This is a genomic window from Streptomyces sp. MK37H (genome assembly GCF_018035285.1).
GTDB classification, from domain to species: domain Bacteria; phylum Actinomycetota; class Actinomycetes; order Streptomycetales; family Streptomycetaceae; genus Streptomyces; species Streptomyces endocoffeicus.
The window spans coordinates 1-14,520 of sequence record NZ_JAAAYH010000234.1 but is presented as its reverse complement, the minus strand read 5'-3'; the positions used below and the strand labels follow the sequence as shown (position 1 = coordinate 14,520).

10 protein-coding genes and 3 pseudogenes are annotated in these 14,520 nt (G+C 72.4%); 4 read left to right on the top strand and 9 right to left on the bottom strand.

All coding sequences use genetic code 11. From position 1 onward, the window contains the following. The 3 genes and pseudogenes from GWI24_RS27865 to GWI24_RS27855 all read left to right on the top strand — a co-directional run. Positions 1–1,752 (top strand): ROK family transcriptional regulator (locus GWI24_RS27865; protein WP_210948658.1); only part of this gene is annotated, 1,752 nt, incomplete at its 5' end. 264 nt (positions 1,753–2,016) lie between these two features. After that, positions 2,017–2,760, top strand: a pseudogene (locus GWI24_RS27860) (ThuA domain-containing protein); the annotation flags it as partial. A gap of 29 nt (positions 2,761–2,789) precedes the next feature. Beyond that, positions 2,790–5,177, top strand: a complete 2,388-nt coding sequence (locus tag GWI24_RS27855) for a glycoside hydrolase N-terminal domain-containing protein (protein WP_247616981.1) — start codon at positions 2,790–2,792, stop codon at positions 5,175–5,177. 26 nt (positions 5,178–5,203) lie between these two features. Here the strand turns inward: GWI24_RS27855 and GWI24_RS27850 are convergent. From GWI24_RS27850 to GWI24_RS27815, 8 genes and pseudogenes are all read right to left on the bottom strand, one after another. After that, positions 5,204–5,425: pseudogene (locus GWI24_RS27850) on the bottom strand (2-aminoethylphosphonate ABC transporter substrate-binding protein); the annotation flags it as partial. After that, a pseudogene (locus GWI24_RS27845) lies at positions 5,419–5,598 on the bottom strand (2-aminoethylphosphonate ABC transport system ATP-binding subunit PhnT); the annotation flags it as partial. The pseudogenes GWI24_RS27850 and GWI24_RS27845, both read right to left, overlap by 7 nt. Before the next feature lie 112 nt (positions 5,599–5,710). Further along, a complete protein-coding gene (locus GWI24_RS27840; protein ID WP_210948656.1) occupies positions 5,711–6,517 on the bottom strand; it encodes an acetoacetate decarboxylase family protein in 807 nt (268 codons plus the stop codon). 49 nt (positions 6,518–6,566) lie between these two features. Continuing rightward, complete coding sequence (locus tag GWI24_RS27835; RefSeq protein WP_210948655.1) at positions 6,567–7,928, bottom strand: aminotransferase class I/II-fold pyridoxal phosphate-dependent enzyme; 1,362 nt, start codon at positions 7,926–7,928, stop codon at positions 6,567–6,569. Positions 7,929–7,980: 52 nt separating this feature from the next. Beyond that, positions 7,981–8,829 (bottom strand): fumarylacetoacetate hydrolase family protein, encoded by an 849-nt coding sequence (locus GWI24_RS27830; RefSeq protein ID WP_210948654.1) that lies wholly within the window; start codon positions 8,827–8,829, stop codon positions 7,981–7,983. 11 nt (positions 8,830–8,840) lie between these two features. Next, complete coding sequence (locus tag GWI24_RS27825) at positions 8,841–9,770, bottom strand: 3,4-dihydroxyphenylacetate 2,3-dioxygenase (protein ID WP_210948653.1); 930 nt, start codon at positions 9,768–9,770, stop codon at positions 8,841–8,843. Further along, positions 9,763–11,274, bottom strand: a complete 1,512-nt coding sequence (locus GWI24_RS27820; RefSeq protein ID WP_210948652.1) for an aldehyde dehydrogenase — start codon at positions 11,272–11,274, stop codon at positions 9,763–9,765. The genes GWI24_RS27825 and GWI24_RS27820 overlap by 8 nt, the downstream gene beginning before the upstream one ends. Before the next feature lie 118 nt (positions 11,275–11,392). Beyond that, on the bottom strand, positions 11,393–11,968 hold the full coding sequence (locus GWI24_RS27815; RefSeq protein ID WP_037965120.1) for a MarR family winged helix-turn-helix transcriptional regulator: 576 nt from the start codon (positions 11,966–11,968) through the stop codon (positions 11,393–11,395). A gap of 380 nt (positions 11,969–12,348) precedes the next feature. On the opposite strand from GWI24_RS27815, the gene GWI24_RS27810 reads away from it, so the two are divergent. Continuing rightward, complete coding sequence (locus GWI24_RS27810; RefSeq protein WP_210948651.1) at positions 12,349–13,704, top strand: glutamine synthetase family protein; 1,356 nt, start codon at positions 12,349–12,351, stop codon at positions 13,702–13,704. A 29-nt stretch (positions 13,705–13,733) separates the two neighbouring features. On the opposite strand, the gene GWI24_RS27805 is transcribed toward GWI24_RS27810, so the two are convergent. Beyond that, positions 13,734–14,480, bottom strand: a complete 747-nt coding sequence (locus tag GWI24_RS27805) for a dienelactone hydrolase family protein (RefSeq protein ID WP_210948650.1) — start codon at positions 14,478–14,480, stop codon at positions 13,734–13,736. Positions 14,481–14,520 lie beyond the last annotated feature (40 nt).

Genomic DNA, 14,520 nt, shown 5'->3' with positions numbered 1-14,520 from the left:
CACCGGGCGCTGCTGCTCGTCGGCACCCGCCCGGCCGCCCATGAGCGGCGCCGCGGCGGCTCACCCGGCGCCGATGTCATCGCCGCGGTGGACGCCGCCGTGGAGGCCGCGCTGAAGGTCCCGCCGTCCCCGGCGCCGGATTCCCCGCGTGGCCAGGACCGGCTGGCCGGGTATCTGGGCGAGTCCCGGCGCCGCCACCCGGGCGCCTCCCTGCACGCCATCACCCTGTGGGACACCGGGAAGGGCGGGCCGCCGCCCGAGCGGCGCGCCGGAGTGGTCCACCACGCCCTTCCGGCGCGCACCACCTGGCGCACCTTCCTCCGCGCCATGGTCGGCCTGGACTGCACCCGGCACCCGGAGTCCTCGCACCGGGTCTACCTCGACCTGGCCGCCGCCCTCAGGGCTTACGCGGACCGGCCCGGCGCCGACCGCGAGCGGCCACCCGTGCGCTGGCTCCGGGAGCCCATCGCCACCCACTTCGCGGGTGCCTCCCGGGCCGGTGGCGACCAGCGCCGGGAGTCCTGGGGCGGCGCCAACCAGATCGACCTCGGCTCCTTCAACGAGTGCGTGGTCATCGAGGCGGTACGGCTGGCCGGAACCATCACCCGCGGCGAGATCTCCCACCGCACCGGCCTCACCCAGCAGTCGGTCTCCCGGATCTGCCGCTCGCTGCTGCGCCGCGGCATCCTGGTGGAGGACGACCGGCGGCAGGCCACCTCCGGCAAGCCGCGCACCCCGGTGCGGCTGCGCGGCGACGCCGGGCACGCGCTGGGCATCCATGTCGATCCCGAGGTGCTGACGGCGGTCGTGGTGGACCTCGACGGCGCCATCGTGCGCAGCCGTACCGAACCCGTCGCGCAGACCGCGAGCCCGGACCAACTCGTCGACCACGTCGCCCGGCTGGGCCGCGGTGTGCTGGACGCCGCGGGTGGCGCGGTGCGGCCCGGCGGATTCCTCGGCATCGGCGTGGCCACCCCCGGCCCCGTGGACGTGGCCTCCGGTACCGTCCTCGATCCGCCGCTGCTGTCGGTGTGGCGGGATGTGCCGCTGCTGTACATGCTCAAGGACCGCTTCCGCTGCCCCATCGTCATGGAGAAGGACTCCTCGGCCGCGGCCATCGGCGAGCGGTGGATCGGACGCAATCGGCGCGCCCGCGACTTCGTGTACCTGTACCTGGGCACCGGGGTCGGCGCCGGGCTGTTCCTCAACGGCGACATCCACCGGGGGGTCAGCGCCAACGCCGGGGAGTTCGGCCAGCTGTGCGCCGTCGCCCTGGAACGCGTGGACGCGGACGGCAGACCGGAGATCCTGCCCGAGTGCAATCCGCCGGTGTCCGTCCCCGGCACGGCCGTCCGGCTCGGCATGGCCCTGGGCCCGCGCGCCGCACACGATCCGCGCGAGGGCCACCGGGTGGTGAGCGCGGCGGCGGGGGCCGGTGACCCGGTGGCCGAGAAGGCCGTGCGCCACGTGGCCGGGGCCATCGGCAGGGGAGCGCTGTCCCTGGTGGACCTGCTGGACATCGATCTGATCGTGCTCGGCGGGCCGTTCTTCACCGACGGGGTCGCCGACCTCTACACGGACGAGATCTCCCGTATCGTCAACGACTTCCCGACCGCCAGACGGCTGCGCCGCGTCGATGTCGAACGGTCCGTGCTCAGCCGTGAGGCCGCCGCCGTCGGCGCCGCGTCGACCATCTTCCACGCCACGTTCACCCCGCGGCTGGCGGGCCGTCCCGCGCCCACGAGACGGTGAACGGATGACCGGGCACAGGATTTTGTCAACGGGCTTTGCAAAGTGGGGCCGACTCGGTACGGTCCCCTTACGCTCAACGGACGCGGCCCATCCCCTCAGAGCCTGTGTCATATCCCCGGGGCTCGTATCCGTGCGGCGCCCCAGGCGCGACGGCGCGCGCTGTGCCCAACCCCCTTTGAGAATCACACTTCTCCCCGGAGGTTCCCCGTGCACAGGAAACGTCCCGACCTGCCCGTCCCCGGCCCCGCCCGGCGCCGCTCCGTGATGAAGGCCGCGGCCGGCGCCGTCCTGATCACCGCGGCGAACGCGCCCGCGTGGGCCGCGCCCGTCCCCAGGCGGCCGAAGGCGGGCCGGGTGCTGGTGTTCTCCAAGACGGCGGGCTTCCGTCACGACTCCATCCCCGACGGCATCGCCGCCATACGGCAACTGGGCACCCAGGCCGGGTTCGCCGTCGACGCCACCGAGGACGCCACCGCCTTCACCCCCGACAACCTCGCGCGCTACGCCGCCGTGGTCTTCCTGTCCACGACCGGCGATGTCCTCGACACGGGCCGGCAGACGGCCTTCGAGGGGTATATCGCGGCGGGCGGCGGCTACGTGGGGGTGCACGCCGCCGCCGACACCGAGTACGACTGGCCGTTCTACGGCGGCCTGTGCGGTGCCTGGTTCCAGTCCCACCCGGCGATCCAGCAGGCCACGGTGAAGGTCGAGGACCACGCCCACCCGGCGACGGCCCACCTCGGAAACACCTGGGTCCGCACCGACGAGTGGTACAACTACCGTACAAACCCCCGCGGTACGGCCACCGTGCACGTGCTCGCCGCGCTGGACGAGTCCTCGTACAGCGGCGGCACCATGAACGGCGATCACCCCATCAGCTGGTACCAGGCGTACAAGGGCGGCCGGGCCTTCTACACCGGACTCGGCCACACCAAGGAGTCCTACGCCGAGCCCGCCTTCCGGCAGCACCTCCTCGGTGGGATCACCTACGCCATGGGCGTGGCCAAGTGACCCCTGACGTCCCGCGCCGGCAGTTCATGGCCCTCGCCGCCACGACCACCACGGGCCTCGCCGCCACCGGCCTGCCCGCCGGGTCCGCCCACGCCGCGCAGCACGGCGGCCACCAGGCGGCGGACCGGCCGCTGGCGCTGTGGTACCGCGCGCCCGCCGCCGACTGGCTGAGCGCCCTGCCGCTGGGCAACGGGCGGCTCGGTGCGATGGTGTTCGGGGGGACCGAGACCGAGCGGCTCCAGCTCAACGCGGACACCGTCTGGGCGGGCGGTCCTCACGAATACGACAACCACAAGGGGCTGGCCGCCCTGCCCCGCATCCGGCAGCTCGTCTTCGACGGCAAGTGGCCCGAGGCCGAGACGCTGATCAACTCCGACTTCCTCGGTGTGCCCGGCGGCCAGGCCCAGTACCAGACCGTCGGCAATCTGCTCCTGAAGCTGCCGACGGGCGGCACGGTGTCCGGCTACCGGCGGGAGCTGGACCTGGACTCGGCGATCGCCACCACCACCTACACCCGCGACGGTGTGACGTACACCCGCGAGGCGTTCGCCAGCGCTCCGGACCGCGTCATCGTCGTCCGGCTGTCCGCCTCCAGGAAGGGCGCCCTGTCCTTCGGCGCCACGTTCGACAGCCCGCTGCACACCTCCCTGTCCTCACCCGACCCGCTCACCGCCGCGCTCGACGGGACCGGCGATGCCACGGGCGGCGTGGACGGCGCGGTGGGATTCCGCGCACTGGTGCGGGTGCTCACCGAGGGCGGCACCACCACCAGCGCGGGCGGGACCGTCACCGTCCGGGGCGCCGACGCGGCCACCGTCCTGGTGGCCATCGGCACCACCTATGTGAACTGGGAGAACGCCCATGGCGACGCGGCGGGCCGGGCGGCGGGGGACCTCAACCCGGCGGCGAACCGCCCGTACGGCCAGCTGCGCAGCCGCCATCTCGAGGACCACCGCGCGCTGTTCCGCCGTACCTCGCTGGACGTGGGCACCAGCGACGCGGCGGCCCTGCCCACCGACGAGCGCGTCGCCCGTTTCGCCTCCGGCGGCGACCCCCAACTGATCGAGCTGCACTTCCAGTACGGCCGCTATCTGCTCATCGCCGCGTCCCGCCCCGGCACCCAGCCGGCCAATCTCCAGGGCATCTGGAACGACCTGACGAGCCCGCCCTGGGGCTCGAAGTACACCATCAACATCAATACGGAGATGAACTACTGGCCGGCCGCCCCCGCCAACCTCCTGGAGTGCTGGGAGCCGGTCTTCGCGCTGCTCGACGAGCTTGCCGTGGCCGGGCAGTCGACAGCGCGCACCCAGTACGGCGCGAACGGCTGGGTGACCCACCACAACACCGACGCCTGGCGCGGCACGGCGCCCGTGGACGGCGCCTTCTGGGGCATGTGGCCGATGGGCGGCGCGTGGCTGTCCATGGCCATCTGGGAGCACTACCGGTACACCCGCGACACGGCGAAACTGCGGGCACGCTACCCCGTCCTCAAGGGCGCCGCCCAGTTCTTCCTCGACGCGCTGGTGACCGACCCGACCACGGGCGCACTGGTCACCTGCCCCTCCGTCTCCCCGGAGAACGCCCACCACGGCGGGGGCGGCGGCTCGCTGTGCGCCGGGCCGACGATGGACATGCAGCTGCTGCGCGACCTGTTCGGCGCGGTGGCCTCGGCCGCCGACCTCCTCGGCACCGACGCCGCCTTCCGGGACCAGGTGCTCGCCGCGCGCGGACGGCTCGCCCCCATGAAGGTCGGCGCGCGGGGCCAGCTCCAGGAGTGGCAGCAGGACTGGGACGCGGGCGCCCCCGAGCAACAGCACCGCCATGTCTCCCATCTGTACGGGCTGCATCCGAGCAACCAGATCAGCCGCACGCGCACCCCGGACCTGTTCGCCGCGGCGCGCACCACCCTCGTACAGCGCGGTGACGCGGGGACCGGGTGGTCGCTCGCCTGGAAGATCAACTTCTGGGCGAGGCTCCAGGAGGGGGACCGCTCCTACAAGCTGCTCACCGATCTGCTCACCCCCGAGCGCACCGCCCCCAACCTCTTCGATCTGCACCCGCCGTTCCAGATCGACGGCAACTTCGGCGCCTGCGCCGGAGTGACCGAATGGCTGCTGCAGAGCCAGCACGACGAGCTGCACCTGCTGCCCGCCCTCCCGCCGAACCTGCCGGACGGCAGCGTGCGGGGCCTGCTGGCGCGGGGCGGTTTCGAGGTGGACGTCAGCTGGCGGGGCGGTGCGCTGAGCGAGGCGCGGCTGAGCGCCCGGGCCGGAGGCCCGACGCGGCTGCGTACGGCGAAGGACGTGCGGGTGACCTCCGGGGACGCACCCGTCGCCACCACGCGGCCGGAGCCGGGGGTAACGGCCTTCACCTCGAACGCGGGCGCCACCTATGTGATCCGTCCCGCCTGAGCGTGGGCTCAGCTGTCGGTGGCCGAGAGCTTCCCGCCGTTCGCCGTGTGCGAGGCCTTGGTGACCAGACCGGCCGCGTAGGGCAGGGCGAAGGCGGTCGGCTTGTCGTGCTCGCGGGCCGGGAACCAGAGGCCGTGGTTCGGCATGGACTTCGACTGGGCGTGGTTCATCTGGACATCGCCATTGGCGACGAGCAGTTTGCCCTAGTCGCCCTTGGGCGCCAGCTTGCCGGTGGGGGCGGCCGAGCCTTGTCCACCACCGCGATCCGGTCCACGAGGGTGAGCGCCTCGACCCGGTCATGGGTGACGTACGGGATCGACACCTCGGGCAACTTCCGGTGCAGCCGGGCCAGTTCGGTGAGCATGCCGGAGCGCGGCCGGGCGTCGAGCGCGGACAGCGGCTCGCCGAGGAGGAGGACGCCCACCTGCGCCACGTCCTCGGCGGCCTTGGTCCGCGGGAACGCCTCCAGCACCAGGTCCGGGTACGGCCCCCGTCCCCCATGGGATGTGGGACATCCGGCCTTCCGCGTGCGGCTACCGGGCCCCAGAGGTGCCGGACTCCAGCAGCCGGCCGCCGTCCCAGACCACCCCGACCTGGCGGTAGTACGCGGCGATCGGCTCGCGGACCTCCAGCCGGGCCAGCTCCTCGGTGGGGGAGTCGAACAGCTCCAGCTCGGCGTCGCCGACCCACGGCTGACCGCCCTCGAAGGACGCGGCGCCGGACTCGATCAGCTCGTCGAGGGCGAGGCCCTTGCCGTTCTCGATCGACGGCAGCCAGCGGTGGTGGGCCATTGGGTGGCCGTTGACGAAGCCGCCGGTCCCGGAGGGCTCGCGCAGGGTCACCACGGCCTGGGCGAGGCGCCGGTCGGCCGCGGCGAGGGTCGCGCCGAACCGGGCGCCGGGCTCGATGCGCGGGGCGGGCCCGTACGGATGGGGGCGGGTCTGATGGATGGAGCCGAATTTCTTCGGATAGCCCTGCTGCAGGCCGCGGGCGATCGCGAAGTCCTTGTCGACCCAGATGTGGACACAGCGGGAGTACGTCCGGCCCCGGTACATACAGCGGACGACCGCGAAGGCCTCCTTGTACTGGGAGAGCACCGGATCCAGCAGCTCCCGTCCACCGGCCGCGCAGGACTGCCAGTCGGCCCAGATCAGCGCGACCGCCCCCGGATCGTCCTCGGCGGGCTCCAGCGGCTCGGGCAGGAGTTCACGCACCCGCGCCGGGTCGGTGCGGTACTCGATGGTCAGCAGATCACCGGAGTAGTGCCACGGCGGGGAGGGGATGAGGGACGCGGCGCCGGTGGCGGTCTTGGGCGGGAAGTAGCCTCGGACGCTGGTCATGCCGTCACGCTCCTGACGCGGATGGGCTTGAGGGGTTGAGGGACGGCCGTCACGTACGCGCGAGCCGCTCCAGACGCTCGTGGAGCTGGTCGACATAGCCCTCGGACTCCGGCTTCATCAGCACACTCCGCAGGACACGGGCACCGTCGGCGTCCCGGACGAGCTTCGGATGGAGGGCCGTGAGGCGATCGGCGCCGACGCGGAGCGTGCTCACGAAGACGGGGTCGCTGTCCGTCATCCCCTCCCGCAGGACGCGGTTGCTGGCCGCGTCGATCTGCGACAGCGTGGCGGCCTCGGTCACCGGGAAGTAGCTGACGATGTCCAGCTCCGGGGCCTGGTACAGCTCCAGGTGCTCCGAACCCTCGATCAGTTCGGCCCAGCGCAGCGCCGCCCGCCGGCCCGCCGCGAGCGACTGCCCCAGCCCCTCCCGCGTGGGCGGTATCAGCTGGAAGGTGAGCCACAGCGCGGCGGCTGCCGCGCCCGCGCGGGAACACTCCAGGCTGATCTCGCCGAGGTGCAGCTCCTCTGAGGTGAAGTACGTGTACGGCGAGTCGTGCAGATAGAACCGGCCCACCGAGGGGTCGCGGAACAGGACGGCGCCGCAGCCGTACGGCTGGAGGCCGTGCTTGTGCGGGTCCACGACGATGGAATCCGCCTCGGCGATGGCCCGCCACGGCTCCTCGGGCAGGCCCTCCGGGCCCGGCGCCCCGGCCAGCAGGGTGAAGAAGCCGCCGTAGGCGGCGTCGACGTGGATGCGCACGCCGTAGCGCTCGCGCAGCGCCAGCGCCTCGTGGATCGGCTCGACGGCTCCGAGCCCGGTGGTGCCCGCGGTGAGCACGACGGTGCCGACGCGGCCGGTCCGCAGGACCCGCTCCAGCGCGTCGAGATCGATCCGGCCGAGGTCGTCCACCGGGACCGGATGGCCCTCCACCCCCAGGACACCGCACATCCGGCCGTGGGTGTAGTGGGCCTCGGTGCTGTAGGCGACGCCCTTGCCGGGGTGCAGTTCGCGCGCCACGAAGAGCGCCTCGAGGTTGGCGATGGTGCCGCTGGTGGTCAGGTGGCCGAGGTGGGTGTCGTAGCCGAACATCGTGGCGAGCTGCTGGACGGCCTCCCGCTCCATCTCGGCGGTGGCCGGACCGCCGTCCAGGGCGTGGTTGTTGGGATTGATCAGCATTGCCGTGAGGTAGCCCACGACGGCCGCCGGATGCGGTGGCTTGAGCATCTGGCCCGCGTAACGGGGGTGGAAGAACGGGTAGTTGTCCTTGAGCCGCTCGGTGAAGACCTCGAACGCGGCGGCGAACCGGGCGTCGTCCACCGCCAGCGCCGGATGGGCCTGGTAGGGGCCGAAGCTCTTCACCCAGTCGGCGTTGGACGCCACGGCCGTGGCGAGCCAGGCATTCAGATCCATGTGGTCCACTCCTTGGTTGGGCCGGAGGTTCTGTTCAGGGCTGCTGGTGCGGTCAGGGCCGCTTGGGCGGGCGGATGCCGCGGAACTCCCAGTCTCCGCCGAGGGCGGTGGACAGGACTTCCTCCGACTCGGTGGGCTGCGCTCCGACATCGCCGCGGATCGGGGCCGGGCCGGTGACGATGTGGTTGGTGAGCCGCCCCAGGCCCTCCACCTCCACATCGACCACGTCGCCGGGCTGTACGGGGCGGGAGTTGGCGGGGGTCCCGGAGAGCAGGACGTCACCGGGGTGGAGGGTGATGGTGCGGGCGATGTCGGCGACGAGATAGTGCATGTCCCACGCCATCTCGTCGGTGGATCCGTCCTGCGCCGGCCGGCCGTTGACATAGGTGCGCAGGTACTTGCCGCGGAAGTCCCAGTCGGTGACCAGCCCCGGCCCCAGCGGGCACAGGGTGTCGGACCCCTTCACACGGAGCATCGAACCGGCGTCGGTGTCCCGGAAGTCGTGCAGCCCGTAGTCGTTGGCGATGGTGTAACCGGCGATGTGCTCCGCCGCCTGGCGGGGCGCGATGTTCCGGGTGGTCTTCCCGATGACGATGGCCACCTCGCCCTCGTAGTTGAGCCACTTGCAGCCCGCGGGGCGGACGACGGCGCCCCGGTGGGAGTTGAGGGCCGAGGTCGGCTTGTGGAAGTAGGTGGGGGCGGCGGGGAGTCGGACCTGGAACTCGGCGACGCGGCTGCGGTGGTTGAGGTGGACGGCGATCACCTTGGAGGGGACCACGGGAGGCAGGTGGTGTGCCTCGTGGATCGCGACGCGGCGGCCGTCGCCGGTGAGGAGTTCGTCGCCCTCGCGGACGGTCTCCACGACCGCGCCGTCGAGGAGGATGCGGCGGTACTCGGGCATGTCGGCTCTCCTCAGACGGGGCTGGGCGGGGTGGTGGCGGATGTGGCCGAGCCGGTGCCGGTCCAGCCGTCGGCCGGCCGGTCGAACCAGAGGTGGGCCTGGCCGGTGCCGACGGAGTTCTCGTACGCGCCGTACTGGCGGGCCGGGGCCATGCACCCCCGCTCGCCGAGGGCACCGGCCATCATCAGATAGTGGAAGAAGTTCGCCTCGGGCCGGTGGGTCCGGAATTCGTCCATGGTGTCGAGGACCTTGTCGTGGCGGCCCTCCTTCAGCCAGGCGATGCGCTCCTCGTCGGCCGCCCTCGCCTGGGGGGTGAAGACATGGCGCGGGTCGCTGGCCTCGTGGTCCCGGATCTCGCGCAGCGGCCAGAAGGTGTGCGAGAGGGCGCCGGAGGCGATCAGGAGCACACGGCGGCCGGGGGTGGCGGCGATGCCGTCGGCGAGCGCCCGGCCCAGCCGGAAGTGGTCCTCCATGTCGCCGGTCTGGCACACCCCGATCGTCATCCACCGCTTGCCGGGCAGCCCCTCGCCCAGGAACTTCCAGAGGTTGACGGTGGCGTAGTGGATCGGCAGGAAGGGGTCGTCGATCGGGGTGATGAAGGTGCCGTGCGCGCCGGCGAACCGGGCGACGGCGTGGGCGAGTCCGGGGTCGCCGGGGAAGTCGTACGGCATCCGGCACATGCCCCGTGGCAGCTCGTCGGAGGTGAACAGCCCCGCACGCCGCGAGTGGGCCGTCACGACGAACTCGACCGTGGTGGCCCAGTGGGAGTCCAGGACGACCACGGTGTCGTAGTCATCGCGTCCGAAGACATCCTCGCGGAGCTGCCGGAGGCCGGTGACCAGGGTGATCTCCTTGCCCTCGTTGAGCTCGCGCCGGGTTTCCTCGGGGAGCACGATGGTGGGGACATGGGCGAGCAGACCCGCCCCGACGATCTCACCCATGGTCGCTGAATCCCTCTCTGGCGGTCACGCGGTTCTTCAGATCGCAGTAGAAGTCGAAGCTCCAGGTGCCGCCCTCGCGGCCGACGCCGGAGAGGCGGGAGCCGCCGAAGGGCGCCCGCAGATCGCGTACGAAGAAGCAGTTGACCCAGACCGTGCCCGCCACCAGCTGGGCGGTGACGCGTTCGGCGCGCCGGTGGTCGCCGGTGGCCACGGTGGCGGCCAGCCCGTAGCGGGTGTCGTTGGCGAGGTGGACCGCCTCCGCCTCGTCCGCGAAGGTCTGCAGGGTCAGCACCGGGCCGAAGACCTCCTCCTGCACGATCTCCGAGTCCTGGGCGACGTCGGTGAGGAGGGTGGGCCGGTAGTAGAGACCGCCGAGCCGGGTGTGGGAGCCGCCGCCGAAGACCACGCGGGCACCGGCCGCGATCGCCCGCCGTACGAAACCGTCGACCCTCTCGATCTGACGGGGGTGGATGGTGGGCCCGATGTCGGTGGCCTCCTCACGCGGATCGCCCTGCGTCAGCCGGGCGGCCTTCCGTAGGAGGCGGTCGGTGAACTCGTCCGCGATGGACTCCTCGACGAGGAGGCGGGTGGCGGCCAGACACACCTGCCCGGCGTTGTCGAACTGCTCCACGGCCAAGTCGACGGCCAGCTCCAGATCCGCGTCCGCGAAGACCAACAGCGGTGACTTGCCGCCGAGTTCGAGGCTCAGCGGGGTCAGGTTCCGGGCGGCCGAGGCGGCGATGCGCCGGGCGGTCGGCACCGAGCCGGTGAAACTGATCCGGCGGACGTCAGGGTGGGAGGTGAGATCGTCGCCGATCTCGGAGCCATAGCCCTGGACGACATTGAGGACACCGGGCGGCAGCCCCGCCTCGGCCGCGATGTCCGCGAGCAGCGAGGCGGTCAGCGGGGACCACTCCGCGGGCTTGAGGACCACCGTGTTCCCGGCGGCCAGGGCCGGGGCGACCTTCCAGGTTGCCAGCATCAGCGGGGCGTTCCACGGAGTGATCAGCACACAGGGGCCCGCCGGGTCCCAGCTGACGTGGTTGGTGTGGCCGGGGTCGGTGGGGCCGCCGGTGGGTGTCGTGAAGTCCTCGTGGCCCAGGGACAGCAGCCAGTCCGCGAAGAAGCGGAAGTTGCGGGCGGCGCGCGGTATGACACCCCGGCGGTGCGAGCGCAGAAGCGCGCCGTTGTCGGTGGTCTCGACGATCGCCAGCTCCTCGAGGCGCTCCTCCACGCCGTCTGCGATGGCGTGGAGGACGCGGGCGCGCTCGGCCGGGAGAGTGGCGGCCCAGCCGGGGAAGGCGGCCTTGGCGGCGGCCACGGCGGCCTCGGCCTCGTCGGAGCCGCCGCGCGCGATCCGGGCGAAGGTGCTGCCGTCGATCGGCGAGACATCGGGGAAGGTGTCGGTGGACGCCACGCGCCGGCCGTCGATCCAGTGCCGGGTGTCGACGGCGACACCGGCGATCCGTGCCTCGCTCACAGCTGTGTCCGGCCGTTGGGGCATGTCCCGGTCCTCCATTTTGTTTGGCCCCAAACAAGCTAGGCGTGCCACGGGGCCGGGTCAAGGTCGCCTCGGTGGCCGGGGCCCTGGGGGAGCCGCTCCAGGGAGGTGCCCGGGGCGGTCACTGGCGCGAGCGGCGGCCCGAACGTCGCGGGGCGAGATCCCTTCCGTCGAGCAGCTGCCGTCGGCGCTCCTCGCCGTGCTCCTCCAGCTGGGCCACGATGGCGCGCAGCCCGTTGGCGAGCCGCAGGCACTCCTCGGCGCTCAGCGGCGTGGCGACGAACGCCTCTTCGGCGTTGAACGCGGGGAAGAGGCGCTCCATGAGCTCCTCGCCCTCGGGGGTGAGCGAGAGCAGCACGCGCCGCCCGTCCTCCGGGTGGGACGCCCGGGCCACGAGGTGGCGCGACTCGAGGGTGCGCGCGATCCCGGTCAGCGTCCCCTTGGAGATGCCCGCCTCTTCCGCGACCGACCAGGTCTCGGCCTCGCCCCAGATCCACAGCACCCACAGCACCACGAAGCCGGTCCAGGTCAGATCGTGGGGGCGCAGCGCGGAGTTCTCCAGGTGCTGGCGGACGGCCGCGGCGGCGCGGTGGATGTTCGCGATGGCGGCCATCTGTTCGCGCTGCAACTCGAAGCCGCCGAGTCGTTCCTGGACGGCCTGTTCGGTCTCGGCGATGGATCGGCGGCGCCCGGGCACGGTGGATCCTCCTCGGCTTCGGGCGGCCTGGGCCGCCGGGTGATTCGTTCGCGCTCAAATGTAGCCCCGGGAGCGCCGGGTGCCGGGCGACGGGCGACGGCCGCGCCGGGTGCCGGGTGACGAACGCACCCGGGGCTGGGTGACGGCGGCGCCCGGGGCTGGGGGTGACGGCGGCGCCCGGGGCCGGGCGACGGCCGCGTCCCGGCCTGCGGGTGGCCGCGCTCAGGCCGGATCGCGGCAACCCTTGTGGACGGCCCGGCCGCCTCGTATCGTGTGGCTCCCTCGTTTGGCATCAAATAATTCCGGCGCCCTCGGGGGCCAGGACAGAGCACGGGGCCGGAACGGAGCACACCGTCCGGCCCACTTCCAGGGAGTGACCATTGAGCGCCGAGACAGCCGACCGGGTCCACCGGAGGACCGAGGCGCTCGCGGCCGAGGGCATCGACGTCATACGTGTCGCCTATCCCGACATGATGGGCTCCGACCGCGGCCGGGACATCCTGCTGCACCATCTGCCCCATGCGGTCGGCCACGGGCTCGCCTTCAGCCGGGCCGTGTACCACACCGCGGCGCTGGGCGATCACTCGTACATCCCCGGCGGCCTCGAAGCCGGTATGCCGGACTTCCTCGTCCGCCCCGACCTGACCACGCTCGTCGCCCTGCCGTGGGAACCGGGCGTGGCCTGGTGCATCGGCGACGTCCGGGACCCGGCCACCGGGCTGCCCGTGCCCGAATCGCCACGGGACCTGCTGCGCCAGGTCATCGGCCGGCTGCTCGACGCGGATCTGACCGCGGTCGTGGGCCCGGAGCTGGAGTACGTCCTGCTCGACCCGGACCCGGACTCGCCCGTCGGCTGGCGGCGCTACGCCCCCGCCCCCGGCCATGTCTATACGACCGGCCGCAAGGGCGACCCGGACGGGCACCTCGTGCGCACCCTCCGGGCGTTGCACGCGCTCGGGCTCGACGTCAGCGGCGGCAACCGGGAGTTCGACGGCGGCCAGTTCGAGATCAACCTCAGCCATTCGGAGGCGCTGGACGCCGCGGACCGGGCCTTCCGCTTCAAGGCCGCGATCAAGGAACTCGCCCATGCGGAGGGCCGGTCGGCCACGTTCATGGCCAAGCCGTTCAACGACGGAGGCGGCTCGGGGTTCCATGTCCATCTGTCCCTCGTGGACGCGGACGGCCGTAACGTCTTCGACGCGCCCCGGGAGCCCTACGGGCTGTCCGCCTCGGCGCGCCATGCCCTGGCGGGAGTGCTCGCCCACGCCCCCGCGCTCTCCGCGCTCCTCAACCCCACCGTCAACTCGTACAAGCGCTTCGGCCCGGACACCACGGCCCCCTGGCTGGTCAACTGGGGCCTGGACAACCGCAACGCCCTGGTGCGCGTCCCGCCCGAGCGCGGCGGCGCCGCCCGCCTCGAGGCGCGCCTCGGCGACGCCACCGCCAACCCCCATCTCGCCATCGCCGGTCTGCTCGCCGCGGCCCATCTGGGCATCGTCGCCGCCGAGGAACCCCCGGCGCCGATGACCGGAGAGGGCCGCGACAGGGGCACCGCCCCCCTGCTGCCGACCGACCTCGGCCAGGCCCTCGACGCCCTGGAAGGCGACGACCAGCTCACCGATGCGCTCGGCAAGCCCTTCGTCGACGCCTTCCTCACCTTCAAGCGCGATGAGCTCGCCAGGTTCCAGCGGTACGTCACCGACTGGGAGTTCCGCGAGTACGCCCGGCTCATCTGAGGCAGGTCCTCCCCAAGGGGCCGGAGGTCTCAGGCGAGATGCCGGGCGAAGAACCTCAGCGTGCTGTCCAGTTCGAAGGCCGGGATCTCCCCGTGTGTGCCGGGGTTGGCGTGCAGTGTCTTCTCGGCCGAGGCCAAGGCGTCGAACAGCGCCAGGCTCTGGTCGCGAGGCACCCGCTCATCGTCCCACTGCACCAGGAACTCCACCGGGACGGTGATCCGCGCGGCGGCCCCGGCCGAGGCCAAGGCACCGCCCAGTCCCAGCACCGCCGCGCGGACCCGGGGTTCGGCGGCTACGAACGGAACGCCGAGCCCGCAGCCCAGCGAGATCCCCCAGTAGCCCACCGGACCGGCGCCGACGTGATCGAGCTGCTGGACCGCGTCCAGGACCGCCTGCCATTCCGGGACGGTCCGGCGGGCCACGAGCGCCTGGAACTCGGCGATGAGCGGAGCCAGTTCCGCTCCGGCCGCCACACGAGCCTGGTTCTCGGTGGCGATCCGGTTGTACTCCTCGTGCGGTGGCCGGTCGCCGTGCCCGGGCACATCGACCGCCACCGCCGCGAAACCGCACTCGGCCACGAAGCGGTGTGCACGGGCCAGGATGTCCGGGGCCTTCTTGTGCTGACCGCCGCCGTGCCCCAGCAGGATCAGGGGACGGGCACCGGCGGCGCCTTCCGGCGTCCACAGCACGCCGGGAATCTCACCGAGGGTGAAGAGCTGTTCACGGACACCGTCGGACGACGTTTCACCGGACGGCGTTTCAGGGATGAAGCGCATTGCGTCGCAAGCCTTTCGGGATGCCTTCTACGGGCACTCC